Source organism: Streptomyces sp. SM18 (genome assembly GCF_002910775.2).
GTDB lineage: Bacteria > Actinomycetota > Actinomycetes > Streptomycetales > Streptomycetaceae > Streptomyces > Streptomyces halstedii.
Map to the genome: position 1 here is coordinate 3,485,934 of NZ_CP029342.1, position 24,898 is coordinate 3,510,831.

The following is a 24,898-nucleotide window of genomic DNA, read 5'->3' on the forward strand; positions in this document are numbered from 1 at the left end:
GAGCCGTGCCGCGGGGCGGCCGTGGAGCGGGCCGGCGGGCGGCCGCGCGTCATCGACGGGGGGTCCGCAGTCTCGCCATCTCCTCCCGGATCGCCGGGAGTTGGGCGTACAGGGCGTCACCCGGGCAGTTGGTCTCAAAGGTGTCGCGGTGGCCGGAGACGACATGGAGGTGGACCACCTGGCCCCGGTGGAACAGGCTGTCGTCGTTCGATGACACCATGCGGACGGTGCCGCGCGGGTCGATGCCCGGACGCAGCTTCCACGCGGCCACCTTCGCGATCCCCTCGATGAGCGCCTTGGGCACCGGTACTCCGGGGGCGAAGTCGCCGATGGCCGCGATCCCCACGCTGTGTTCGTTGAAACCGGTGGTGTGGGCGCCCCGTACGGAGCGCCCGATGCCGCCGCCCCGCCCCTCGTAGACGGTCCCGCAGCGGTCGACGACGAAGTTGTAGCCGATGTCGTCCCAGCCCTCGCTCCGGACGTGGTCCTCCTCCATGGCCCGGAGCATCCTCGGGACGTCGGCGCAGTCGTAGTCGTTGCGGTGTCCGGTGTGGTGGACGAAGACCGCGTTGACCTCGCCCGTGTAGCTGGCGTGCTCCTTGACCAGGCTCTCGTCCGCGTGCCACTGGGCCCGGCCGACGATCGCGGGGCGCGGAGCCGCAGGTGCGGCCGGCTTCGCGGAGGCCCGCTCGGGCGCGAGGAACCGTACCGGCGCGTCCCGGAACACCAGGAGGGCCAGCGGCACGACCGCGGCGGCCAGGGCTGTTCGGCGAAGCCACATAGCCTCACACTGACCGCTGACCAGCCGTTTCGCAGGTGTGGGCCACCCGGACGGGTGATGTGGGGAGGGGCTCGGGCGTCGCCCGCGGCGGCCTCGCGGTCAGGAGGCGGCGGCCACCCTGTTCTCCTCCATGATGCGTTCCGCGCGGTGCGGGGAGGTGTCCAGCCGTGCCAGCACCCCGGGAACCACGGCGTTGGGAAGGATCAGTTCGAACAGGGCCGAGATCTCGGAGACCAGGTCCGGTGGTTCGCTCATCGACTCCGTGACCAGCTGGACGCCCGTCCAGGCCCCGACGAGGAGCCGAGAGGTCGCCTCGGGGTCCACGTGCGGGAGGAGTTCGCCCCGCTCCTTGGCCTCGACGAGCAGACCGGCGCCGAGGCTGATCCAGTCGGGCCAGCGGGTGCCGAACAGGGAGCGCGCCCGCGGGTCGATGGAGAGGCGTATCGAGGCGCTGAGCATCGGTTCGCGGGGCAGGCGGTAGGCGAGCAGAAGGGCTATGTCCACCCATTCCTGCAGCTTGAAGGTCTGCGGGGAGACTCCGTCGGAGGTCACCGCTTCCTGGAGCACCCCGCGCGCCAGCTCTTCCTTGGAGGTGAAGTGGAAGTACAGCGCACCCCGGGTCAGACCCGCCCGCTCAAGGATCGCGGCGATGGTGGCGGCGTCGTACCCGTGCTCGTCGAAGACCTCGGCGGCGGCTTCCAGGAAGATTCTGCGCGTCCGGATCGCCCGTTGCTGCCTTGCCAACCTGCGCTCCCCTTGATCGTGGATGTGCGCTTCAAAAAAAACCGGTGAGCCGGTATCCTACCAGCGCCCTTTCAATCGTTTTGCGCCACGTCCGGGGGGACTGTGTCCGAGGTTCCTGTTTTCCGCCCCGCTCCGCACCCCGACGCGAGGGGCACGGACGCGGTACCCAAGGAATACGCCCACCTCAGCCGCGATTCGGCGCTTCTCGTCACCGGTTGGCGCCGCCGGGAAGATGGCGTGTTCTCGCTCACCGTGCGCTGGCCTGCCCCCGAGGGGGAGATGCCGTACGACCCCCGTGTGCTGACCCAGACCGTCCGCCAGACCGGCCTGGTCATCGCGCACGCCGAGTACGGAGTGCCGCTCTCGCACCAAACCCTGCTGCACTCCTTCGACTTCACCGTCGTGCCCGGCTTCCGCGTCCCCTCGGACGAACCGGCGGCGCTGACCGTCGAGATCGCCCTCGCCGAGCCCAAGAAGCGGGGACGCGCGGTCGGTTCGCTCGGGATGGACATCCGCCTGTTCCACGACACCGTCATGGTGGCGAGAGCCGACTGCGACTTCGGCTGGATATCCCCGGCCGTCTTCCGCCGCCTCCGCGGTGAGCACCCGACGGCCGGCTGGAACACCTGGGAGCTTCCCGATCCGATCGACCCCCGCGCGGTCGGCCGCGTCACCGCTCACGATGTGGTCCTGGCACCCGGAGACGGCCCGCACCACTGGCAGTTGCGCAACGACGTGGACAACGTCCTGCTCTTCGACCACCCGGTCGACCATGTCCCCGGGCTGGTCCTGATGGAGGCCGCGCACCAGGCGGCCAACGCGTTCCTGCACCCTTCCCCCTTCGACATGACCGCCTTCTCCAGCAGCTTCGAGCGCTACGTCGAGTTCGACCGGCCCTGCTGGATCACGGCGGAGGCGGTCTCCGGCCCCGGCCGGACCACCGTACTGGTCACGGGGACGCAGGACGGCGATCCGGTGTTCCGGGGCCGGTTGACCGGATCAGTCACCGGACACCGCGACGACTACGGGCACACGGCCCCGGCTCCCGCTCACTGATTGACGAACCCGCCGTCCACCGGCATGACCGTGCCCGTGAGGAACGGGCAGCGGTCGCTCAGCATCCACGCGGCGGCGGCGCCGATCTCCGCGGGATCGGCCGTACGGCCTTGCGGGGTCATGCCGTTGACCATCTCCTCCAGACCGGGGTTGCGCCCGAACCAGTCCGCCGTGATCTCGCTGCGGGTGGTTCCGGGGGCGACGGCGTTGACCCGGACGCCCTGCTTCGCGTACTCGTCCGCGGCGGCCCGGGTGAGGCCGACGACCGCGTGCTTGGCCGCTATGTAGGCCGCGGCGGCCGGTATCGCCACCAGCCCGCCCACGCTGCTGTTGTTCACGATGGAGCCGCCGCCGCCCTCCAGCATGGCCGCTATCTCCGGGCGCAGGCAGTTCCAGACGCCGCGTACGTTGGTGTCCATGACCGCGTCGTAGACGTCGTCGCCCATGAGGTGCAGGGGCGTCCGGTCGCCGCCGAGCCCCGCGTTGTTGAACGCGCCGTCCAGGCGCCCGAAGGTCTCGACCGCGAACTCCACCGCGCGGACCGCGTCCTCGGCCACGGTGACGTCGCAGACGACGTACGCCGCCTCCGCGCCCTGGCCCTTCAACTCCTCGGTCAGCGCCGCCAGTCTGTCCTCTCTTCGCGCGGCCAGGACCACACGCGCGCCCTCCTGGGCGAACACGCGTGCCGCCGCCGCGCCGATTCCACTGCTCGCCCCGGTGACAAGGACGGATTTGCCGTTCAGAAGATCGCTCATGGGCGCAGTCTCGCAGCGTTATTCGGCCGGGACCATGGCGGATATCCGCGGAAGCATGAGATTCCAGAACTGGGTGAGGGCGTAGTCCGGCGACCACTCCACGTCGAAACGGCCGAGTGCCTGGACGCCCACCACCGCCGCCGTCACCGCCGACACGGCGTCCTCCAGCGGGACATCGGGGGACAGCGTGCCCTCGCGGCGGGCCCGGGTCAGCGTCGAGCGGACCCAACCGCGCCATGTCCGCCACAGTGTGACGTCCTCCATCCAGGTGGCGTCGGCGGCGAGGCCGAACCCGGCCCGCAGCACGACGTCTTCGGCGAGCCGGCAGGCCAGGAGGTGCGACGTGGAGACCAAGTGCCCCAGCGGCGGCGGCTGTTCACAGCGCGGCAAGGCGACGATGTCCCCGAGTGCCTGGGCCGCCGACTCCTCGACCGCCCGGCCGAGCGCCCGCTTGCTGCTGAAGTGGAAGTGCAGCGCCCCGCTGCTGACCCCCGCTCCGCGACTGATCTCGGTGAGGGACGAGAGCGCGTACCCGCTCCGGTCGAAGGCGACGGCGGCCGACCGGATGAGCTCCTGCCGGGTACGTACCGCACGGTCCTGCTTGGCCATCCTGCCGCTCCGGTGAGTACGGGGATCCGAGGACTACAGGGGTGCCCGCCCGGCTCTTCCCGGCGCGCGGACACTCAGAGTGACCACTCTAACAAACCGGACGGATTGTTTCGGCCGACTTCCATGAACCCGTTGTCCCCGTTGTCCACAGGCCACGGGCTCCCCCGGCCGCCCCGCAGCGGTCCGCGATACCGTGCGGCCATGCTCGCCATCCAGTTCGACCGCTTCGGCGGTCCCGAAGTGCTCCGGCCCGTCGAACTCCCCTCCCCCGCGGTGGGGGACGGTGAGGTGCTGCTCACCGTGGAGGCCGCCGGGGTGAACTTCGCGGACACCCACCAGGTGGACGGTTCCTACCTCGACGCCTCCGCGCTGCCGTACGTCCCGGGCAGTGAGGTCGTGGGGCGTACGCCGGACGGCCGGCGGGTGCTGGCCCGGGTCTCCGGGGGCTACGCGGAGCAGGTGGCCGCCAAGGAGTCCGCGCTCGTGGAGGTCCCCGAGGAGCTCGGTGCCGCCGAGGCCCTCGCCCTGCTCATGCAGGGGTTGACGGCCTGGCACCTGCTGCGGACCGCGGCCCGGCTCCGTGAGGGGGAGACCGTCGTCGTGCACTCCGCGGCGGGCGGGGTGGGCAGTCTCGCCGTCCAGCTGGCGAAGGAGTTCGGTGCGGGGCGGGTGCTCGCCCAGGCGTCCACCCCGGCCAAGGAGCGGCTCGCCCTGGAGCTCGGGGCGGACGCGGTGGCCGCCTATCCCCTGGCCGAGAAGGCGGACGTCGTCCTGGACGCGGTGGGCGGCGAGCTCTTCGACCGTGCACTGGAGTCGATGGCGCCCTTCGGCCGGCTCGTGACCTACGGCAACGCCGCCCGCGCCGGCTTCACCCCGGTCGATCCGGCCCGGCTGGGGCGGCTGCCCGCGTCGGTGGTGGGTTTCTGGCTGCGGCCCGCCCTGGCGGCTCCGGGTGGCGTCAGCGGGCCGCTCGGCGAGCTCTTCGAGCTGGTGGGCGCGGGGCGCCTCAAGCCGGTGACGGGGCCCGACTACCCGCTGGCCGAGGCCCGGCGCGCCCACGAGGACCTGCTGGCGCGCCGGACGGTCGGCAAGGTGGTACTGCGGCCATGAGGCGGCCGGGCCGGGCCCGTGGGTCCGCGCGGGCAGGTGCCGTGCGCGGGCGGGCCGCCTCCGGCTTCCGCCGCGGCCGGTTTCTGCCGCGATCCCGCCTCTGCCGCGCGGCCGGGCTTCTCCGTGGGCCGGCGTGTGCCGCGGCCCGGCCTTCGCGCCGCCCGGCGGCTACCCGGCCCGGTTCGCGCGGCGCTGGGCGGCTGCGGCCCGGGCCTCGGCGGTCGCCGTGCCCGCGTGGGAGCGGCGGCCCTGCGGGGGCTTGCTGCCGCGTCGCCGCTGCGGACCGGGAGCGCCCTTGGTGGACCGCTCGGTCGACGGGGCCGCGCCCGCCACGGGGACGCCCGAGGGCGCCCGCGCCCCCGTGATGCGGCTCAGCTCGGCCTCACCGGAGCGGACCCGCGCGGTGTGCGGGGTGATTCCGGCGTCGGCCATCAGACGGGCCACCTCGCGGCGCTGGTCGGGCAGCACCAGCGTGACAACCTGCCCGGACTCCCCGGCGCGGGCGGTACGGCCGCCCCGGTGCAGGTAGTCCTTGTGGTCGGCGGGCGGATCGACGTTGACGACCAGGTCGAGGTGGTCGACGTGGATGCCGCGTGCGGCCACGTTCGTGGCGACCAGCACGGTGATGTCACCGCTCCGGAACCGTTCCAGGGTGCGGGTGCGCTGCGGCTGCGACTTCCCGCTGTGCAGGGCGGCGGCCCGTACCCCGCTGCCGAGCAGATGGGCGGTGAGCCGGTCCACCGAGTGCCTGGTGTGCAGGAACATGATCACCCGGCCGTCGCGCGCCGCGATCTCGGTCGTCGTGGCGTACTTGTCGGCGCCCTCGACGTAGAGCACGTGATGCTCCATCGTCGTCACCGCACCGGCCGCCGGGTCGACGGAGTGCACCACCGGGTCGTGCAGGTACCGCTGGACCAGCTGGTCCACCTCGCGGTCCAGGGTGGCCGAGAACAGCATCCGCTGGCCGTCGGGCCGTACCAGGTCCAGCAGTTCGGTGACCTGGGGCAGGAAGCCCATGTCGGCCATCTGGTCGGCCTCGTCGAGGACGGTCACGGTGACCCGGTCGAGCCGGCAGTCGCCCCGGCCGACCAGGTCGGACAGCCGGCCCGGGGTGGCGACGACCACCTCGGCGCCGTCGCGCAGGGCGGCCGCCTGCCGGCTGAGGGACACACCGCCGACGACCGAGGCCGTCCGCAGCTTGAGGGAGCGCGCGTACGGGGCGAGGGCGTCGGTGACCTGCTGCGCCAGCTCCCGGGTGGGCACCAGGACCAGGGCCAGCGGACGGCGGGCGTCGGCGCGGCGGCCTGCGGTCCGGGCCAGCAGGGCGAGGCCGAAGGCGAGCGTCTTGCCCGATCCGGTGCGCCCGCGGCCCAGCACGTCGCGTCCGGCGAGCGCGTTCGGCAGGGTGGCCGCCTGGATCGGGAAGGGCTCCGTCACCCCCTCGGCCACGAGGGCCGCCAGCAGCGGCGCGGGCATGTCCAGGTCGCCGAACGCCTCCACGGGGGGCAGCGCCGGGACGACCGGTTCCGGTGCGGTGAATTCACCCGTTCCGGTGGGGGTGCGGCGGCTCCCGCCGGACGCGCCGGCGGATGATCCACCGGAACCCTTCCGGTCGGACCGGTCATGCGTGCGGGTTATGCGATCCCGGTTCACAGAGAACCTTCCCTCGAATGGCGCGTGCCGAGGGATTCCTTCCGGTCGGGCCGCACCCTTTTTCGGTGCGCGGCCCCGGGAATCGCCGGAAACGAGCCGGTGACAGAGACGAATGCGTACTGCGGGGCCCGCCCGGCGCCGACGACCCGGCATGTGCGGCGTCCGGGACCGGGCGGGCGGAAAAACGGGCTGGGACCCGTCACCCGGAGGTGCGGGTCCCAGCCGTGTCATACGCCTGAGCGATCAGACGAGGGTGATGTTCTCCGCCTGCGGGCCCTTCTGACCCTGCGTGACGTCGAAGCTGACCTTCTGGCCTTCCTGGAGCTCACGGAAGCCCTGGGCGAGGATGTTCGAGTAGTGGGCGAAGACGTCGGCGCCTCCACCTTCCTGCTCGATGAAGCCGAAACCCTTTTCCGAGTTGAACCACTTCACGGTTCCGGTTGCCATATTTTTCTCCTTCGGGGCGTTGCCCGTGGGTCCGCACTGTGCGTTCCCTACGTCGCCGCACATGATTACCCCGACCGGCAGGGACCGGAAATACAAAAGCGCACCCACCCGAGTGAAAAAGGGGCGGTGCACCTGAAGTCTTGGGAACCACAACTGCAACTCCGGCCCAGGGTAGCACGATTCCGTCGGAGCCGAGCCGAAAACTATATCACTCCGCCCGCACGTCCGCGCACGCCACCCTCCATAAATGGAGAGCCGCGCCCATCAATTCCGGTACCTTCGAAAAATTCCCCCGCCGGCGCGCGCGGCCGCACTCCCCCCGGACCTTCCCCGGACCTTCCCCGACCAGGGCGGGGACCCCGTTCAGCTGACCGACCGGTCAGTTGTCGCGTGACCCGCCGAAGGGCCATACTGCACGCGTAGCCCTTCACGCATCCCCCGTCGTGAAGGGCTACATTCACGCGCGGACCCATCCGGTGCGTAAGCGCCCTCGGCCGTGCGGCGCACCGCGTCCGACGCCGCGCGCTGATCCACCGGGCGCGGCCGCGCAGCCCTTAGCGTGGCGCTCATGCGTGTACTGGTCACCGGCGGAGCCGGGTTCATCGGGTCACAGATCGTCCAGGCCCTCGGCTCGGCGGGGCACGAGGCGGTGATGTTCGACGCGCTGCTGCCCTCGGCCCATCCGGCGGGTGCGCACCGGCCCCCCGCTCAGGGACTGACGGTCGGGGACCTGCGTGACCGGGAGGCGGTGGCCGGGGCGCTGGCCGGGATCGACGCCGTCTGTCACCAGGCGGCCATGGTCGGGCTGGGCAAGGACTTCGCCGACGCTCCGGAGTACGTCGGCCTCAACGACCTCGGTACCGCGGTGCTCCTCGCCGAGATGGCCTCGGCCGGGGTGCGCGACCTGGTGCTGGCCGGCTCGATGGTGGTCTACGGCGAGGGCCGTTACGACTGCGCCCGGCACGGCACCGTACGGCCGGGGCCGAGGGCGGCGGACGATCTGCGGGCGGGCCGGTTCGAGCCCCGCTGCCCGTCCTGCGGAGCGGAGTTGAGCCCCGGCCTCGTCACGGAGGACGCGCCCGCCGATCCGCGCAACGTCTACGCGGCCACCAAGCTCGCGCAGGAACACCTGGCGTCCGCCTGGGCGCGGGCGACGGGCGGGCGCGCGATCTCGCTGCGGTACCACAACGTGTACGGGCCCGGGATGCCGCGCGACACCCCGTACGCCGGTGTCGCCTCCTTCTTCCGCTCGGCGCTGGCCCGTGGGCAGTCCCCGCGGGTCTTCGAGGACGGCGCGCAGCGGCGCGACTTCGTGCATGTGCGGGACGTCGCGGCGGCCAACACCGTGGCGCTGACGGCCCTCGCGGAACGTGAGCCGGGCGCCTTCACCGCGTACAACACCGGAAGCGGTGAGCCGCACACCATCGGTGAGATGGCGTCCGCGCTGGCCTCGGCCCACCAGGGCCCCGCGCCGGTCGTCACGGGCGAGTACCGGCTCGGGGACGTACGGCATGTGACGGCGGACTCACGGCGGCTGCGGGACGAGCTGGGCTGGAAGCCGGAGGTCGGCTTCGCGGAGGGTATGGCGGAGTTCGCCACGGCCCGGCTACGGGCGGGGGCCGCCGGGGAGTGACCACACGTCAGGACAGGGCCGCCGCGACGGTCCCGTCCTGGCCGCCACCCGGTCGACGTCCCCGTTTCGCGGGAACCCGAAGCCCGAAATGCCGCTTTCGTCTCCGTAGGGTGAGCGCGTGACCGATACCTCCCTCACCGGTGCGCCCGCTCCCGCCGGCGCAGACATCGTCCTCCCCTGTCTGGACGAGGCGGACGCCCTGCCCTGGGTGCTCGGCCGCGTTCCGGACGGCTGGCGGGCCGTCGTGGTCGACAACGGATCCACCGACGGCTCCGCCGACCTCGCGCGTGCGCTCGGCGCGACCGTCGTGCACGAGCCGCGCCGGGGCTTCGGAGCCGCCTGCCACGCGGGCCTGCTCGCCGCCACCGCCCCGTACGTCTGCTTCTGCGACTGCGACGGCTCCCTGGACCCGGCCCTGCTGCCCGGCTTCGTCGACCGGATCGCCGCGGGCGAGAGCGATCTGGTCCTCGGCAGACGCCGCCCCCGAGGCCGTGGCGCCTGGCCCGCGCACGCCCGCCTGGGCAACGTCGCCCTCGCCCGGATGCTCCGCGACCGCACCGGGCTGCGGCTGCGCGACCTCGGGCCGATGCGGGCCGCCCGCCGCGAGGCGCTGCTGGAGCTGGGCCTGACCGACCGCCGCAGCGGCTACCCCCTCCAGATGGTGGTCCTCGCGGCGGACGCGGGGCTGCGCGTCACCGAGACCGACGTCCCCTACCTCCCCCGTACCGGCAGGTCCAAGGTCACCGGCACCTGGCGGGGCACCTGGCACGCGGTACGCGACATGCGCGAGGTGCTGCGCCGGCCCCCGGCGGCGACGGCGCACCCCGTACGGACGGGTGCCGCCCGGTGAACCCGGGGCCGACGACGGTGCTCGTCATCGCCAAGGAACCGGTGCCCGGCCGCGTCAAGACCCGGCTGACCCCGCCGTACAGCCCCGAGGAGGCGGCGCGGATCGCCGCCGCCTCGCTCACGGACACCCTGCGGACCGTGTCCGCGCTGCCCGCCCGCCGCCGCGTCCTCGTCCTGGAGGGACGGCCGGGCCCCTGGCTGCCGGAGGGCATCGAGGTGCGCCCGCAGGGGCCGGGCGGCCTGGACGCGCGCATCGCGGCCGCCTTCGCCCGGTGCGACGGCCCCACCCTCCTCATCGGCATGGACACACCCCAGCTGACCGCCGCCGACCTGGCCCCCGCCCTGTCCGACGACGGCTGGGACGGCTGCGACGCCTGGTTCGGACCGGCCGAGGACGGCGGCTTCTGGGCGCTCGGGCTGGCCGTGCCCCGCCCGGAACTGGTCCTCGGGGTGCCGATGTCGCTCCCCCGCACCGGGGCGCTCCAGCGCGCCCGGCTGACCGGTGCCGGGCTCACCGTGCGCGATCTGCCGCTCCTGCGTGACGTGGACGACGCCGAGGACGCGGCACACGTCGCCGCGGCGGCCCCGCACGGCGAGTTCGCCGCCGTCCTCGCCCGGTCGGCCGGGGCGGTGGCCGGATGAGCACCACCCTGCCGCCCCCCGGCCCCGGACGTTCCGCCGCCTGGGCCACCGACCCGTACGCGAACGCCCTGCGCACCGGCCGCGGCCCGCTCTTCCTGCGCCGTACGGACGGCTGGCTGCTGCCGCTGGACGTCGAGCGCTGGTGCGGCGCCGCCGACGCCACGGACCTCTCGGCGCTCCGCCGCTGCGAGGGACCCGTCATCGACATCGGCTGCGGCCCCGGGCGGCTCGTCTCGGCGCTCGCGGCCCGGGGGCACCGCGCGCTGGGCATCGACGTCAGCGAGGCGGCCGTCGACCACACCCAGCGGCTCGGCGGCTCGGCGCTGCACCGCAGTGTCTTCGATCCGCTGCCCGGCGAGGGCCGTTGGGGCACCGCCCTGCTCCTCGACGGCAACATCGGCATCGGCGGGGATCCCGGCGCGCTGCTGTGCCGGACCGCCGCCCTGCTCGCCCCGGGCGGCCTCCTCATCGCCGAGAACGCGTCGCAGGACGTCGACGAACACGTACGGGTCCGGCTGGACGACGGCCGCGCACCGGCCGCCGCCCCCTTCCCGTGGGCGCGTCTGGGCACGCCGGCCCTGCTCCGGCACGCGCGGCGGCAGGGGTGGCGGCCCGCCGATCAGTGGGAGTCCGGCGGCCGTGCCTTCGTCGCCCTGCGCCTGGACCGGGCGGTGCGCGCGGCGAGCCAGAGCGCCGACAGGACGAACAGCACCGCGGTGATCAGCAGCCAGTTGCCCAGGAACCTGTCGGGGGACATTCCGCTCGCCGGTTCGTAGCGGGTGGCCCGCCGGGTGATCAGGGGCCACCAGAGCAGCAGGAGCAGTCCCGACAGGAGGGCCGGCACCCGGACGAAGTTCACCAGGTCGTTCCGGCGGCCCGGCGGTCCGGCGAGGGCCCGGTCCGCCAGCGTGTACAGCGGCAGCAGCACCAGGTCGTGGACGAGCGCGGCGCCCACGAACCAGAGCACCACCAGGTAGGTCGGGCCGCCACCGTCCAGCAACCGCACCCCGGCGTACCCCGCCAGCGCGAACGACGCGGCCATCAGGACCAGGTGCGGCGGCCCCGCCCCGTACCAGCGGCGCGGCACGCGCATCACAGCCCTCCGAAGGTCATCCGGGTCACCCATTTCGTGTTCATCACCCCGGGCGCGGCGGGCACGATCACCCGCGCCGGGTACCCGTGGTCCAGGGACAGGTCCGCGCCGTTGACGCCGAGGGCCAGCAGCGAGCGGGGGTCGCGCACCTGGTTGTCCCGGAGCGCGACGGTACGGAACGGCCCGGCGCGCTGGACGGACTCCACCAGCACGTCGGCCGCCCCGTCCGGGTGTCCCGCGCGTACGGCCAGGTCGCGCAGCCGCACCCCGCGCCACCGCTGGTTGGAGGTCGACCAGCCCTCCACGCAGGCGATGGGCAGCGCGGCGTCGTACTGGTCCATGGCGAGCAGATGCGCCCGGGTGAGGCGGAACTCCCCGGCCGGTCCGACGAGGGTGAGCCGCCACCCGTCGCCGGTGTCCGCCGCCGTGACGCCCACCGACGCGGCCGTCTTGTTGATCTGGAAGCCGTCGGGGCCGCTGCCCGGCTCCGCGCCGCCGCGCGGGGTGAGCAGCGCGAGGCGCCGCGGCACTCCGTCGAAGCTGCGGCCCCCCGTGGTGATCAGCAGGAGCAGCGATCCGGCACCGACCACGGCGAGCGCCCCGCGCCGGGAGACGGTCGGCTCCGCCGGGGCCGGGGAGGCGAGTTCGTCCGTGTCCGGGCGGGTGACGCCGTGGCGCAGGACCCGCAGGGCGCGGGGCAGCTTCAGCCCGACGTGCGCGAGGAACGCGGCCATGAAGACCCACGCCCCGTAGAAGTGCAGCGGGTAAAACGACCCGGGGAACAGGTACTCCAGCTGGATGTTCAGCACGCCCGTCACGAGTTCGAAGAGCACCCCGCCCACCAGCAGGAGCAGCGAGATCCGCTCCAGGGCGCGCGCCGGGGACGCGGCCGGGGGCAGTGCGAAGAGCTTCGGGATCACCGACCAGAGCTTGGCCAGCACCACGGGGACGAGGACGACACCCACGGTGACGTGCAGCCCCTGGGTCAGCCGGTACAGCCAGCGGGGACCGGTGGGCCAGGCGAAGAGGTAGAAGCCCAGCCAGCCCTTCTCCGGGGTCTTGTCGTTGACCGCCGCGAGGTCGGGGTTGTACGCCGCGTAGGACAGCAGACCGGTCACGAACACCACCGTGATCCCGGCGAGGAGCACGAGTCCGAGGACCGCGGTGAACCTGACCCCGCGCACCGGGCTGCGCCAGAAAGCGGGGTTGGAGGGGATGGCTCGTGCGCGGAGCCGCGCACGGGCCGTCCGACGTGGTGGATCGCCCATGGGCCGACGTTATGCGGGGACCCGGTCGCGGAGGGCGTACGACTCCTGACCGGAGCCCGACGTCCCTCCGCAGGCCGTATCGCGGGCCGGGGATCCGGCGGCCGGGGGGTCTGGCGGCCGGGGGGATCCGGCGGCCGGGGCTTCCGGCGGCCCGGGGGATCCGGCGGCCGTGTGACACCCCGGCGTCGTACCGGCCTCGGCGCCCGCCGGGTGCATAGCCTGCCGGCGTGAAGACCGAGGAGCGCGGTGACCCCGTCCGTACCGCCGAGGAACCCGCCGGCCCCGACGAACCCGGCGGGCGGCGCCGGGACCTGACGGCGGCGGCCGCGGGGGTCCTGCTGGTGGTCGTGGCCGTGGTCGTGGGCCGGGCGGTCCAGGACGCGAACGGCAGCCTCCAGGTCCACTGGCCACCGCTGCTGGCCTCCTGGGACCCGCACGTGGGACCCGGCACCCCGGCCGCCGTGGCCGTCGCCGTCGCCGTCCTCGCGTACGGACCGGGGCTCGCGGCCCGTACGCCCTGGCGGCGGTTGCTGCTCGGCGCGTGGGCGACCGCCCTGGCCTGGATCTTCTCGCTGGCCCTGATCGAGGGCTGGGACCGGGGTGTGGCCCGCAGGCTCACCACCAAGCACGAGTACCTCCGCGTCATCGACCGCTTCGACGACGTCCCGGCCGCCCTGCGCGGCTTCACCGACCACATCGTGATCGGCCCCCCGGGCAACTGGCCCGCCCATGTCGCGGGCCATCCCCCGGGGGCCACGCTCACCTTCGTCGGCCTGGACCGGATCGGGCTCGGGGGCGGGGCGTGGGCCGGGGTCTGGTGCATCGTCCTCGGCGGCTCCGGCGTGGTGGCCGTGCTGATCGCCCTGCGCGCCCTGGCCGACGAGCGCCTCGCCCGCCGTGCCGCCCCGTTCCTCGCGCTGGCCCCGTTCGCCGTGTGGACGGGCACCTCGGCCGACGGCTACTTCGCGGGGGTGGCCGCCTGGTCCGTCGCCCTGCTCGCCCTGGCCGCGACCGGGACGGCCCGGCGCCCGGCGGCCGCCGCCCTGGGCTCCGGGCTGCTGTTCGGGGTGACGTGCTACCTCAGTTACGGTCTGACGCTCGTCGCGGTCATCCTCCTCGCCGTGCTCGTCCTCGCCCGGTCCGCGCGCCCGGTGCCGCCGTTCCTCCTCGGCGCGCTGGTGGTGCCCGCCGCCTTCACCCTGGCGGGTTTCAACTGGTGGGAGGGGTACCACCTGCTGGTCGAGCGCTACTACCAGGGCGCGGGCGGCGTCCGCCCGTACGCCTACTGGGTCTGGGGCAACCTGGCCTGCGCCACCCTCGCCGCCGGTCTCGCCACCGTCGCCGGGCTGCGCCGGGCGGCCTCCCGGGCTCCGGGAGCCCTGCGCGCCCTCGGCCCCGGCCGGGGCACCACCACGGCCACCGCCGAGCAGTGCGCGGCCCTACTGGTCCTGGCGGCGCTGCTGGCCCTCGCCCTCGCGGACCTCTCCGGGATGAGCAAGGCGGAGACCGAACGCATCTGGCAGCCCTTCGTGCTGTGGCTCCTGCCCGCGGCCGCGCTCCTGCCGGGGCGCGGGACACGCGGCTGGCTGGCCGCGCAGGCGGCCGTGGCCCTGCTGATCAACCATCTGCTGTGGACGGGGTGGTGAGAGGCGAGGGACGGGGTGGTGAGAGGCGAGGGACGGGGTGGTGAGGGGCGAGGGACGGGGTGGTGAGGGGCGGTGGACGGGGCGTGAGAGCGTCTGTCACACGCCCCCGCGCGCTTCCACGAGCCCCCCGATTGCGGACCCGTCCGGGAGCCGGTTACGTGGAGCGAGGGACCCCGCAGGCACATGCACGTACCAGGAGGTACGACAGATGCCCATGTCACCGAAGAACTCCAAGGCCGGACTGGCCCTGAACCTGGGCAGCAGCGCGCTCGCCATCGTCCGCACGGTCAAGCAGGTGCGGCGGGCCAGGGGCACCCAGGACGCCCTCACCGTCCTCAACACCCTGGCCGGACTCCTGCCCCTGATCACCTCGGCCCTGCTCGTGCTGCGCCGGCTGCGCGGGCGCTCCCAGGAGCCCGCGCGATGACCCCATGAACCGGCCGGGCGCGGGGTAATGCTGAGCCGTGCCGAACTTCGAGATCACCACCGCGAGCGCCGACGACATCACGATGCTGGGCGACTGGGCCCATGACGAGGGCTGGAACCCAGGGCTCGACGACGGCCACGCGTTCTTCGGCGCCGACCCGCACGGCTTCCTGATCGGCCGCCTCGACGGCGAGCCCGTCACCTCCGTCTCCGTGGTGCGCTACGGCGGCTCCTTCGGTTTCCTCGGCTTCTACCTGACCCGTCCGTCGCTGCGGGGCAGGGGGTACGGGCTGCGCACCTGGCAGGCCGGGACCGCCCGGCTGGCGGGGCGCGTCGTCGGCCTCGACGGGGTGCCCGCGCAGCAGGACAACTACCGCCGCTCCGGCTTCCGCAGGGCCTGGGGCAACGCGCGGTACGAGGGTGCGGTGCCCGCCGGGATCGCCCCGCCCGCGGGGGTGACCCTCACCGACGCCCGCACCCTGCCCTTCGTACGGCTGGCCGCCTACGACCGGCGGTTCTTCCCCGAGCCGCGCGACAGCTTCCTGGCCCCCTGGATCACCGCGCCCCGGCGCACCGCACTGGCCGCCCTCCGGGACGGAGAACTCGCCGGGTTCGCCGTGCTGCGCGCCTGCCGCGAGGCCTCCCGGATCGGGCCCGTGCACGCGGACTCCCCGGAGGTGGCCGCCGCGCTGGTGAGCGCGCTGGCGTCCGGAGCGCCGGACGTGCCGGTGGCGATCGACGTGCCGGACGTCAATCCGGCGGCCGTCCGCCTCGCGGAACAGCTCGGCCTCACCCCGTCGTTCGACACCGCGCGGATGTACACGGGGCCGGTCCCGGAGTTCGACCGGGCGGGCGTCTTCGGCATCACCAGCCTCGAACTGGGCTGAGCGCGCGGGCCGTGCCGCGCCCAGGCCGTGGCGCTCAGGCCGTACGGCCCGTGCCCGTGCCCGCCTCCGACTCCGCCGCCGCCGGTATGCGCCCCCGCAACCGCTCCAGCACCCGGTCGCGCAGCAGCTCGTACTCCTCGCGCAGGCGCGTGAACTCCGCCGGACGCTCGATCACCGTCCCGCCCACCACATGCTCGTGCGACGCGAACTGTTGCCGCGTCAGGTCGATGTCCACCCCCATGCCCAGGCGGTTCCACCAGTGGTAGTCCACCTGCTGGCCGTCGACCAGCACCTCACCCCGGATCAGCTGACCGCCCAGCAGGTCGTTGAGCACCATGGCGGTGACCCCGCAATGGTCCCGGGCCGGGTTGGCGGGGTCCCAGTGCGGCCGGTGCGCGGGGGTGGTGGTGTCGGCGTCCCAACTGCTGCGGACGGCCGCTTCGATGTCCGTGAGGAGAAGAGGTTCCATGCCGCCGATGCTCTCAGCCGCCATTGACAACGGGCCCCGGCGGAAGGCCGGGCCGCGGTCAGTCGTCGTCGCCGAGGGGCGGCACGCCTTCGTGGACCCGCGACGCGAGCACCGCGATGTCGTCCTCCGCGTCCTCCCCGAACCGGTCCAGGGCCTCGTCCAGGAGGTCTTCCAGCAGCCCGCTCGTGGGCATCGTGAGACCCGCCAGCCGCCCCACCGACACGTCGATGTCCTCCCCGCGCCGCTCCACCAGGCCGTCGGTGTACATGAAGAGCACGGTGCCCGGTCCGCACGGGACGGCCGTCGTGACGTACTCACCGAAGCCGGTGCCCAGCGGCGGCCCGACGGGCATGCTGATCACACGGGCGTGCGCGGCCCCCGGCTCGATGAAGACCGGTGGCAGATGTCCGGCGCTCGCCAGCCGGCACGTGCCGCCGAGCCGGTCGACCACCGCGAGCAGGCAGGTGGCCGCCCGGTCCACGCCGGAACGTCCCACCGCCTCGTCGAGGCGCGTCAGGATGCGGTGCGGCTCCATGTCGTCCTCGGCCACGGCACGCAGGATCGACCGGTAGTGGCTCATCGCCACCGCCGCCTCGACACCGTGTCCCATCACGTCGCCCATGGCCTTGAGGTGACGGCCGTCGCGCAGGGAGATGACGTCGAACCAGTCACCGCCCACCACCGCCCCCTCCTCCGCGGGCCGGTAGCGGCTCGCGACCTGCACATGGGGGTGGGGCCCCTGTGGTTCGGAGAGCAGCGAGCGCTGGAGTTCCTTGGCGATGGTGTGCTCGTGCGCGTAACGGCGGGCCTGGTCCAGGTCGACGGCGGCCCTGACGGCCAGTTCCCTGGCGATGACCACGTCCCCGCCCTCGGTGAAGACGGGCGAGTCCCCGGTCCGTGCCAGGGCGAGGACGCCCAGCGGCCGCCCCCGGGTGGTGAGCGGCACGACCACGGCCGAGTGCAGTCCGATGGCCCGGTAGGCCGCCACCCGGTGCGGGGTCGGTGCGGCACGGCCGAGCTGCTCGTCGCTGAAGAGGTTCTCGATCACCGGCCGGTTCGCCTCCAGGCAGCGCGGCACGGCGGCGTCCGCCTGGTAGTCGATGTACTCGCCCGGGTCCCCGAACTGGCCGGTGACGTCCGGGATCCCCGGGCCCGTGGCCATCGCCGCCCGGCGCAGCCTCAGCACCCCCTCCGGCGGCCGGCGAACCGCGTGGCCCACCTCCGGCGGGAAGACCTCGACCACGGCGGCGTCGGCGAGCGCGGGCACCACGAAGTCCGCGAGCTCCTGGCAGGTGGTGTCCATGTCCAGCGTCGTGCCGATGGAGACCGCCGCCGTGTCCAGGAGCGTCAGGTAGCGCCTGGCCCGCTCCAGCTCCTTCTGCTGGTGGCGCGCGACGCTGACCTCCAGCACGACCCCGACCAGTCCGCGTACCTCGCCCTCCTCCTCCAGGCGGTGGTACGCCCCCTGCCAGAAGCGCTCGCCCTCGGGGACGGTCGCCCAGGTGCGGCCGCTGGACATCGCCTCGCGTGACTTGCCGTCGGCCAGGACCGCCTTCATCACGTCCTCGTCCACATCCAGCTCGGGCAGCACGTCTTCGACGGTCCTGCCCAGGTGTGCGGCGGCGGGGAGCCCGTTGAGCCGTTCGAGTGCCGGGTTCACGTACAGGTAGCGCAGCTTCGTGTCGAACACGGCCATGCCCGCCGGACTGCCGTGCATCACGGCGGTCACCTTCGCCACGTCAAAGGGCGGGGGCGGGTCGGCGGCGGGCTGTTCGGCCGGCAACGGAGCCTCCAGGGTGTGCGGGTACCGGGCAGGACCGTCCCGGTGCGGCAGGTACCGGGCGGCCGGATCCGGACCGCCCGCCGTGCCGCCTTTCTCCGCCTTTCATCGTCCGCCGCCCTGTTCCACCTCGCATCCCCGCAGGCCCCGGCCGACCGCCCCGGGCCGGTCCTCCGCACCCCGCTCCGCCTTCTGTCCCCGGGTGTCCACGTCGGCCAGACACAGCGTGCCGTCGGCCGCCGAGGCGCCGGACGGCAGGCCGAACGCGGCCTCGACCGGCGCCGGTACCGGGGCCAGGCCCAGCAGTCCCGCCACGAGTGTCCGTGTCAGGTGGTGCCAGGCCGGCGCGCGCCGGAGCATCGCGTGGTCGCTGCCGGGGACGGTCACCAGGCAGGTACGGGCGCCGGCCCTGCGTGCGCGCGCCGTGAGCGACTGGGCGGCGAGCGGGCTGGTCACGCGGTCCCGGGTGCTGTGCAGCAGGACGACGTCACGCCCCGCGAGCTGCGTCACCGGGTCGCCGGGCGGACACCAGGAGGCGAGGCCCACCACCGCGCGGACCAGGGGGTGGCCGGCGGCGTGGAGCGCGGCGCGTGCGCCCATCGAGTGGCCGAGCAGGACCACCGGGACGTCTCCGGCCTCGCGCCGCAGCCGGTCCAGCGCCCGTACCGCGTCGTCCACCGGGTCCTGCCGGGTGCCGTTCCAGCCCCGGTGGGCGTAGCGGACGCGGCGTACCCGGACCTCGGGGCCGCCCCGCACCGCGCGGGTCACCCCGTGGAGGAACGGCAGCATCCGCAGGCCGGGCAGGTTCATGGGGCCGGGCGGGGGCGGTGCCAGACCCGTCTCGTAGCCGCCGTGGAGGATGAGCACCGCTGCCGACGGCGGACGCTGGATCACACAGACCTCCCGTTCGGGGCGCGGGGACCCCTGCCCCGCTCTCTCCTGTCCCATATTCGGCCCCGGAGAACCCGCGGATGGGTGGAACATGTCCATGTGCCGGAAGTGGCGTGCACTGTACGAGTCCCGTCCCCGGCCCCGTACGGGAATACCCGTACGGAAAGTCCCTTACGGCGCGTCCCGCACGAACAGTCCCGCACGAAGAATCCCGTACCGCGAGTCACGTACCGCGAGTCACGTACAGCGAGTCACGTTCGGCGAGTCCCGTACGGAAACAAGAGGAGCACCCATGGCATCAGGACCCGAGATCGGCCTTCCGGCACCCGACTTCACGCTGCCGGGCGGCACATGGACCGGGGACGCCTTCGAGCGGGGGGAGCACACGCTCTCCGACGCGCGCGGCCGGTCCGTCGTCCTCGCCTTCTATCCCGGCGACGACACGGCCGTCTGCACCAAGCAGCTCTGCGCCTATTCCTCCGGGTTCGAGACCTTCGAGGAGCTCGACGCCGAGGTCTGGGGGATCAGCCCACAGGGTGTGGACAGCCATGAGGCGTTCGCCCGCGCCCATGGGCTCCGCATGCCGCTCCTGGCCGACACCGGAAGGGACGTCGCCCGCGCGTACAAGGTGGCCGCGCCCGGTATCGGCGTGCGGCGCTCCGTGTTCCTGATCGGGCCGGACGGGGTGCTGCGGTGGAAGCACGTCGCGCTGCTCGGGGCCACGTTCCGGTCGGTCGACACGCTCGCGGCGCGACTCTCCGGCATCAAGAACGGATAAAGACTGCCGGGCTCCGGCAGTATCTCTTCACCAGGGTGTATGGGATCATTCAACCAGTTCGACGTAAATACTTCGGGGGAAGTCAGAAGTCGGGGGAGTGATCACATGACCGTCTTTCTCGGTCTCGGCATCGCGGGAATCGTTCTCCTCGTCCTGTCGTTGATCTTCGACGGAGTTCTCGAAGGGCTCGTGGGCGACGCGCTGGGCGGCCTGCTGAACGGCTTCTTCGACGGCCTGCTCTCCCTCCCCGTCATAGCCGGTTTCCTGTCCATGCTCGGCTTCGGCGGGGCGATCGTGCTCGGCACCACCGGGGTGGGCACGACCGGCGCCGTCGTGGTCGGCGCGGTCGCGGGCCTCGTGGCCGGCTGGCTGACCTGGAAGCTCAGCAAGGCGTTGATGCGTGACCAGACGGCCGCCACGCCACGCGGTGAGGACCTCGTCGGCACCTCCGGATCGGTCGTGACACCCATCCCGGCCGACGGCTACGGGGAAGTCCTGCTGCGTCTCGCGGGCCAGACGGTGAAGTACTCCGCGAAGAGCCCGCTGCCCATCGCGCGGGGCGCGGAGATCTGGGTCGAGGCCATCCTCTCGTCCACCTCGGTCACGGTCCGCCCGGTAGAGCGATGACCGTCGCCCGGCGCCGATTACCGTCGCGCGCCGAGCACCGCCCGGCGCGGAACCACCACCCGCGCACCGAGCGCGGAACGCCACGCCACCCACCCCTACGCACCTCCGCATTCCGAACAGTCCGAACAAACTGCCCCCCGTAGGGAGGCAGGGGGGACATCTCTCATGAGTCCAGTAGTGATCGCCATCATCGGCGTCGTCGTTCTCGTCGTGCTCCTGGCCCTGGCCGTGATCACCCGGTACAAGGTCGCGGGACCCAGCCAGGCCTTCATCATCACCGGCCGGCGCGGCAAGAAGTCCACCGACCCGGTGACCGGCCGCACCAGCATCGACAACAGCGGGCAGAAGGTCGTCGTCGGCGGCGGTGTCTTCGTCGTGCCGTTCGTCCAGCAGAAGTTCACGCTCGACCTCTCCAGCCGGCACATCCCCGTCGCCGTACGCGGCGCCGTCACCCTGCGCGGGGTGAAGTCCAACCTCGAAGGCGTCGCGATCGTCAAGGTCGGCGGCAGCGAGGACGCCATCCGGGCCGCCGCCCAGCGCTTCCTCCAGCAGCAGGACGGCATCGTCGGCTTCACCCAGGAAGTGCTCTCCGGCGCGCTGCGCGCCATCGTCGGCCGGATGTCCGTCGAGGACATCATCCGCGACCGTGCCGCGTTCGCCGGCCAGGTCGCCGAGGAGGCCGAGGCCAGCCTCTCCGGCCAGGGCCTCATCCTGGACGCCTTCCAGATCCAGGACATCACCACCGAGGGCTCCTACCTGGAGGACCTCGGCCGCCCGGAGGCCGCCCGCGCCAAGCAGGAGGCCGACATCGCGGAGGCGATCGCCCGCCGCGCCTCGGAGCAGGCCCGGCTGAAGGCGGCCGAGGAGATCGCCGTCGCCGAGCGGACGTTCTACCTCAAGCAGGCCGAGATCAAGGCGGAGACGGAAGCCGCCGCCGCCAAGGCCAACGCCGCCGGGCCGCTCGCCGAGGCCGCCCGCCAGCAGGAGGTCCTCAGCGAGCAGGAGAAGGTCGCCGAGCGCCAGGCCGCGCTGACCGACCGCGAGCTGGACACCAAGGTCCGCAAGCCCGCCGACGCCGCCCGCTACCAGGCTGAGCAGGAGGCCGAGGCCCGCCGTATCGCCCAGGTCAAGGAGGCCGAGGCCGAGGCCGAGCGCGCCCGCCTGACCGGTCAGGGTGAGAAGCTCCACCGCTCCGCGCTCGCCGACGCGGTACGCATCGAGGGTGAGGCGGAGGCCGCGGCCATCGCCGCGAAGGGCTCCGCCGAGGCCGAGGCCATGCAGAAGAAGGCCGACGCGTTCGCGCAGTACGGCGACGCGGCGGTCCTCCAGATGCTCGTCGAGGTGCTGCCCACCGTCGTCGCCAAGGCGTCCGAGCCGCTGGGCGCCATCGACAAGATGACGGTCATCTCCACGGACGGCGCCAGCCAGCTGTCGCGTACGGTCACGGACAACGTCGCCCAGGGGATGGAGCTGCTCAGCTCGACCACGGGCGTGGACCTGGGCGCGCTGCTCCAGGGCCTCAAGGGCAAGGTCGCCCAGGCGGCCGTGCCCGCGCCCGCGACGGCCTCCTCGTCCTCGGCCGCTTCCGACGGCGAGCCGATCGAGATCAAGGACTGACAAGCCACGCCCCGTCCCCACCCAGGGCCCGGCCGCGACACCGTGACGGTGTCGCGGCCGGGCCTGTGTGTGCGGCCGTCAGGTCACCAGACCTTGACGGTAGGCGTAGACGACCGCCTGGACCCGGTCGCGGAGCCCGAGCTTGGTGAGGATGCGCGAGACGAAGGTCTTGACGGTCTCCCGGCTGATCACGAGGGTCGCGGCGATCTCGTTGTTGGAGAGCCCGTTCGCGATGAGGCGGAGCACCTCCAGTTCGCGGGGGGTCAGCGGGAGGTCCTGCGGGGTGTCCTCGGTGGGCCGGATGCGGGCCGCGTACCTGCCCACGAGCTGACGGGTCACCTCCGGGTCCAGCAGGGCCGCGCCCATCGCCACGGTCCGGATGCCCTGGAGCAGTTGCACCGGCGGCGCGTCCTTGAGCAGGAACCCGCTGGCTCCGGCGCGCAGCGCCTCGTACACGTACTCGTCCAGGTTGAACGTCGTCACCACCAGCACCTTGACGGGGTGCGTCACCCCCGCCCCGGCCAGCAGACGGGTGGCCTCGATGCCGTCGAGCACCGGCATACGGATGTCCATCACCACGACGTCCGGGCGCAGTTGACGGGCGAGATCGACGGCACTCCGCCCGTCCCCGCACTCCCCCGCCACCTCCAGGTCGGGCTGCGCGTCGACGATCGTCACCAGGCCGGTGCGGATGAGCGCCTGGTCGTCGCAGATCAGGACCCGGATCGGGTCGGTCACGCCGAGCCTCCCACCGGTATGCGCGCCCGGACGACGAAGTCGCCGTCCTCCGCCCGCCGGCCTGCGCTGAACTCGCCGCCCAGGACGTCCACGCGTTCCCGGAGCCCGGCGAGGCCCTTGCCACTGCCGCCGGGTCCCTCGGTCCTGCCGCCGGAACCGTCGGTACCGACCTCCACGGTGATCTCCTTCTCGCCGTGGCGGACCTGGACCGAGGTGCGGCTGCCACGGGCGTACTTGAGTGCGTTGGTCAGAGCTTCCTGTACGACCCGGTAGGCCACGAGGTCGGCGCTGCCGGTGGAGACCGCCGGGGTCCCCTCCTCGGTGAACTCCACCGGCTGCCCGGCCCGCCGCGTCTGCTCCACGAGGGTGAGGACCCGGCCGGCGGCCGGCGTCCGGGTCTCGGAACCGTGGTCGGGGTTGAGCAGGTCGAGCAGGTGGCGCAGGTCCGTGATGGCCCGCCGGCCGGTGTCCGACACGGCGGCCAGGCTCTCGTCGAGACGCTCGGGCGCCGCGGTCAGATAGCGCGCCGCCTCGGCCTGCACCACCATCGCCGTCACATGGTGGGTCACGACGTCGTGCAGTTCGCGGGCGATACGGGTGCGCTCGGCGGTGCGGCTGTCCTCGGCGACCCGCACCCGGCGCTCCGCCTCCGCGGCCCTGGCGAACCGGAGCCAGGCCCCGATCCCCCAGGCGAGCGCCAGCGCCAGGTAGAACGTCACGAACTCTTCCACCGGGTCGCCCGGACCGATCCGGTGGAGCGCCACCGCCAGCGGGACGTACGCCACCGAGAAGAGCAGCACCGTGGGGCGCCGGTTCCGCTCCAGGTAGGACCCCACGGTCACCAGGGCGATGGGGAGCGCGGTGCCCGCGAGCGTGTGGTAGCCGCGCAGCTGGTCGAGGGAGAAGCCGGCCGCCACCAGGGCGAGACAGCTGACCGGCCACCGGCGCCGGGCGGCGAGCGGGAAGCACTGGAGGGCGATCGCCACGACGGCCAGCGCGTCGAAGGGGCGGGTCGGCAGGCCGCCGATCTCCGTACCGTTGCTGCGGAACGCCGGCAGGAACGAAGCGGCGAAGAGCACGACCGCGAGCGGGACATACCAGACCTTGACGCCCAACCGGCGCCCGAACTCCGGGACATGGCGCAGCACGGTCATCGGACGAGTGTAGGGGCGGCGGCGGCACGGTCGGCACGGCGGCGGGGCACCAGGTTGCCGCGCCGGTGGGCCAGCCACAGGAAGCCGATCGTCATCAGCGCACCGAACAGCACCGAGTACAGGCTGCCCTCGGGGCCGAACGCGCCACCGCTGATCAGCTTCGGCCCGGACGTCGTGGTGTCCAGCAGCCCTTGCGGGGTGTTGTTGCCGGAGACCTCGGTGCTGAAGATGCCGGCCGCCGCGAAGTTCCAGCCGAAGTGCAGGCCGATCGGCAGCCACAGGCTACGGGTGGCGATGTACGCGGCACCGAGCATGCCGCCGGCCTCGATCGCGATGGCGACGGCGCCCCACAGATCGGCGTGCGGGTTCATCAGGTGCACCAGGCCGAAGACCAGGCCGGACAGCGACAACGCGATCCAGGTACCGGTGCGCTCCTCGACGAGCCGGAACAGGACACCGCGGAACATCACCTCCTCGGTCGCCGCGGCGGCGGCCATGAAGCCGACCAGCCCCACCGCGCCCGTCACCGAGCCGAGTCCGTGGATCTCGTAGTGCCCCAGGAAGGCGATGTTGGCGATGACAACCCCGAACAGCGCGACCCCGATCAGCGTCCCCCGCCCGAGCGCGGACCCGGCGCCCTTCCGCGCCACCTCGGTGGACGGCCGGTGCTCGGTCCTGCGGACCACCCAGCCGTAGACGAGCACGGAGACCACGGCGACCAGGAGGCCGAGCCCGAAGGTGATCCACGGACTGCCGTCCAACGCGTTGACCGCGTTTCCACCGATCATCGAGACCGCCACCACGGCCAGGACCTGCCAGACCACCCTCATGAGAACCCCCTCGTCAGACCCACGGCCCAAGCGCCGCGACCGACGTGAACGCTACGGATCCGGCGCCCACGGGTCGTCACCTCACGGTGGACACCTGGGCGTAGCTCGGATGGGGGACGGGGCGGGTTCGGCCGTGCGCCGTCCGGCGGGGCGAAGGCATCCCCGCGCAGGCGGGGGGCAGCGCATGCGCGGACCGGAGAGCGAGCGCGGGAAGGGACCGTCCCCGTGTACGGGGCGGCGGACGGTACGCGCTTCGGTCTCGAAGCTGATGGGGTCATCCCCGCGTGCGCGGGAAGCAGGTCATCCCCACCCGGCTCACGATCGGGTACGAGGGGTCATCCCGCGTGCGCGGGGAACAGACTGCGTGGCCTGGAGGTTACCGCAGGCCTCGGCGGTGCCGGAGCGCTTCCGGTGA

Annotated in this window: 25 protein-coding genes; 12 read left to right on the forward strand and 13 right to left on the reverse strand. The window is 73.2% G+C overall.

The genetic code is table 11. The annotated features are described in order from the left end of the window. Window positions 1-49 precede the first annotated feature (49 nt). Entirely contained in the window at window positions 50-781 is a 732-nt protein-coding gene (locus B9S64_RS15530; protein WP_103490717.1) for a peptidoglycan recognition protein, read from the reverse strand. Window positions 782-880: 99 nt separating this feature from the next. After that, the gene (locus B9S64_RS15535; protein ID WP_028441536.1) at window positions 881-1,525 is read right to left on the reverse strand and encodes a ScbR family autoregulator-binding transcription factor; all 645 of its coding nucleotides are present in this window, start codon (window positions 1,523-1,525) and stop codon (window positions 881-883) included. A 102-nt stretch (window positions 1,526-1,627) separates the two neighbouring features. Here B9S64_RS15535 and B9S64_RS15540 point away from each other — a divergent pair, with 102 nt between their 5' ends. Next, window positions 1,628-2,581: a ScbA/BarX family gamma-butyrolactone biosynthesis protein gene (locus tag B9S64_RS15540; RefSeq protein ID WP_103490718.1), complete on the forward strand. Its 954-nt coding sequence runs from the start codon at window positions 1,628-1,630 to the stop codon at window positions 2,579-2,581. Here the strand turns inward: B9S64_RS15540 and B9S64_RS15545 are convergent. Next, entirely contained in the window at window positions 2,575-3,336 is a 762-nt protein-coding gene (locus B9S64_RS15545) for an SDR family NAD(P)-dependent oxidoreductase (protein ID WP_103490719.1), read from the reverse strand. The genes B9S64_RS15540 and B9S64_RS15545 overlap by 7 nt on opposite strands. 18 nt (window positions 3,337-3,354) lie before the next feature. After that, window positions 3,355-3,945 (reverse strand): ScbR family autoregulator-binding transcription factor, encoded by a 591-nt coding sequence (locus tag B9S64_RS15550; protein ID WP_103490720.1) that lies wholly within the window; start codon window positions 3,943-3,945, stop codon window positions 3,355-3,357. Window positions 3,946-4,146: 201 nt separating this feature from the next. Between B9S64_RS15550 and B9S64_RS15555 the strand changes: the two genes are divergently transcribed. Then, window positions 4,147-5,055: a zinc-binding dehydrogenase gene (locus B9S64_RS15555; protein ID WP_109492059.1), complete on the forward strand. Its 909-nt coding sequence runs from the start codon at window positions 4,147-4,149 to the stop codon at window positions 5,053-5,055. Window positions 5,056-5,223: 168 nt separating this feature from the next. Here the strand turns inward: B9S64_RS15555 and B9S64_RS15560 are convergent, their stop codons facing one another. Continuing rightward, window positions 5,224-6,708, reverse strand: coding sequence for a DEAD/DEAH box helicase (locus B9S64_RS15560; RefSeq protein ID WP_109492060.1), 1,485 nt, complete (start codon window positions 6,706-6,708; stop codon window positions 5,224-5,226). 243 nt (window positions 6,709-6,951) lie between these two features. Continuing rightward, complete coding sequence (locus B9S64_RS15565) at window positions 6,952-7,155, reverse strand: cold-shock protein (protein ID WP_028441541.1); 204 nt, start codon at window positions 7,153-7,155, stop codon at window positions 6,952-6,954. 568 nt (window positions 7,156-7,723) lie between these two features. Between B9S64_RS15565 and B9S64_RS15570 the strand changes: the two genes are divergently transcribed. From B9S64_RS15570 to B9S64_RS15585, 4 genes are all read left to right on the forward strand, one after another. Then, a complete protein-coding gene (locus B9S64_RS15570) occupies window positions 7,724-8,788 on the forward strand; it encodes an NAD(P)-dependent oxidoreductase (protein WP_103491898.1) in 1,065 nt (354 codons plus the stop codon). Between the two features lie 118 nt (window positions 8,789-8,906). After that, on the forward strand, window positions 8,907-9,638 hold the full coding sequence (locus tag B9S64_RS15575; protein WP_103491896.1) for a glycosyltransferase family 2 protein: 732 nt from the start codon (window positions 8,907-8,909) through the stop codon (window positions 9,636-9,638). Continuing rightward, a complete protein-coding gene (locus tag B9S64_RS15580) occupies window positions 9,635-10,279 on the forward strand; it encodes a DUF2064 domain-containing protein (protein ID WP_103491895.1) in 645 nt (214 codons plus the stop codon). The genes B9S64_RS15575 and B9S64_RS15580 overlap by 4 nt, the downstream gene beginning before the upstream one ends. Further along, complete coding sequence (locus tag B9S64_RS15585; RefSeq protein WP_103491894.1) at window positions 10,276-11,055, forward strand: bifunctional 2-polyprenyl-6-hydroxyphenol methylase/3-demethylubiquinol 3-O-methyltransferase UbiG; 780 nt, start codon at window positions 10,276-10,278, stop codon at window positions 11,053-11,055. The genes B9S64_RS15580 and B9S64_RS15585 overlap by 4 nt, the downstream gene beginning before the upstream one ends. 316 nt (window positions 11,056-11,371) lie before the next feature. Here the strand turns inward: B9S64_RS15585 and B9S64_RS15595 are convergent, their stop codons facing one another. Beyond that, window positions 11,372-12,640 (reverse strand): molybdopterin-dependent oxidoreductase, encoded by a 1,269-nt coding sequence (locus B9S64_RS15595; RefSeq protein ID WP_103491892.1) that lies wholly within the window; start codon window positions 12,638-12,640, stop codon window positions 11,372-11,374. Window positions 12,641-12,867: 227 nt separating this feature from the next. On the opposite strand from B9S64_RS15595, the gene B9S64_RS15600 reads away from it, so the two are divergent. From B9S64_RS15600 to B9S64_RS15610, 3 genes are all read left to right on the forward strand, one after another. Next, the gene (locus B9S64_RS15600) at window positions 12,868-14,286 is read left to right on the forward strand and encodes a hypothetical protein (protein WP_103491891.1); all 1,419 of its coding nucleotides are present in this window, start codon (window positions 12,868-12,870) and stop codon (window positions 14,284-14,286) included. A 208-nt stretch (window positions 14,287-14,494) separates the two neighbouring features. Further along, complete coding sequence (locus B9S64_RS15605) at window positions 14,495-14,713, forward strand: hypothetical protein (RefSeq protein WP_103491890.1); 219 nt, start codon at window positions 14,495-14,497, stop codon at window positions 14,711-14,713. A gap of 37 nt (window positions 14,714-14,750) precedes the next feature. Continuing rightward, window positions 14,751-15,599: a GNAT family N-acetyltransferase gene (locus tag B9S64_RS15610; protein ID WP_103491889.1), complete on the forward strand. Its 849-nt coding sequence runs from the start codon at window positions 14,751-14,753 to the stop codon at window positions 15,597-15,599. 34 nt (window positions 15,600-15,633) lie between these two features. Here B9S64_RS15610 and B9S64_RS15615 read toward each other — a convergent pair whose 3' ends face one another. The 3 genes from B9S64_RS15615 to B9S64_RS15625 all read right to left on the reverse strand — a co-directional run bounded on the left by B9S64_RS15615 (window position 15,634) and on the right by B9S64_RS15625 (window position 18,742). Then, on the reverse strand, window positions 15,634-16,068 hold the full coding sequence (locus tag B9S64_RS15615) for a hypothetical protein (protein WP_103491888.1): 435 nt from the start codon (window positions 16,066-16,068) through the stop codon (window positions 15,634-15,636). A gap of 58 nt (window positions 16,069-16,126) precedes the next feature. Then, complete coding sequence (locus B9S64_RS15620; RefSeq protein ID WP_103491887.1) at window positions 16,127-17,851, reverse strand: SpoIIE family protein phosphatase; 1,725 nt, start codon at window positions 17,849-17,851, stop codon at window positions 16,127-16,129. A 102-nt stretch (window positions 17,852-17,953) separates the two neighbouring features. After that, on the reverse strand, window positions 17,954-18,742 hold the full coding sequence (locus B9S64_RS15625; protein WP_103491886.1) for an alpha/beta hydrolase: 789 nt from the start codon (window positions 18,740-18,742) through the stop codon (window positions 17,954-17,956). 289 nt (window positions 18,743-19,031) lie between these two features. Between B9S64_RS15625 and B9S64_RS15630 the strand changes: the two genes are divergently transcribed. The 3 genes from B9S64_RS15630 (at window position 19,032) to B9S64_RS15640 (ending at window position 21,761) form a co-directional block, all read left to right on the forward strand. Next, window positions 19,032-19,517, forward strand: coding sequence for a peroxiredoxin (locus tag B9S64_RS15630; RefSeq protein WP_103491885.1), 486 nt, complete (start codon window positions 19,032-19,034; stop codon window positions 19,515-19,517). A 105-nt stretch (window positions 19,518-19,622) separates the two neighbouring features. Continuing rightward, window positions 19,623-20,144, forward strand: a complete 522-nt coding sequence (locus tag B9S64_RS15635; protein WP_103491884.1) for an NfeD family protein — start codon at window positions 19,623-19,625, stop codon at window positions 20,142-20,144. Between the two features lie 165 nt (window positions 20,145-20,309). Then, the gene (locus tag B9S64_RS15640; RefSeq protein ID WP_103491883.1) at window positions 20,310-21,761 is read left to right on the forward strand and encodes a flotillin family protein; all 1,452 of its coding nucleotides are present in this window, start codon (window positions 20,310-20,312) and stop codon (window positions 21,759-21,761) included. Between the two features lie 78 nt (window positions 21,762-21,839). On the opposite strand, the gene B9S64_RS15645 is transcribed toward B9S64_RS15640, so the two are convergent. Genes B9S64_RS15645 through B9S64_RS15655 form a run of 3 tightly spaced genes read right to left on the reverse strand, consistent with a single transcriptional unit; the run spans window position 21,840 to window position 24,483 of the window. Then, entirely contained in the window at window positions 21,840-22,499 is a 660-nt protein-coding gene (locus B9S64_RS15645) for a response regulator transcription factor (protein ID WP_103491882.1), read from the reverse strand. Further along, a complete protein-coding gene (locus B9S64_RS15650) occupies window positions 22,496-23,653 on the reverse strand; it encodes a sensor histidine kinase (protein WP_103491881.1) in 1,158 nt (385 codons plus the stop codon). Before B9S64_RS15650 ends, B9S64_RS15645 begins: the two co-directional genes overlap by 4 nt. Next, the gene (locus tag B9S64_RS15655) at window positions 23,650-24,483 is read right to left on the reverse strand and encodes a CPBP family intramembrane glutamic endopeptidase (RefSeq protein ID WP_103491880.1); all 834 of its coding nucleotides are present in this window, start codon (window positions 24,481-24,483) and stop codon (window positions 23,650-23,652) included. Before B9S64_RS15655 ends, B9S64_RS15650 begins: the two co-directional genes overlap by 4 nt. Window positions 24,484-24,898: the final 415 nt, after the last annotated feature.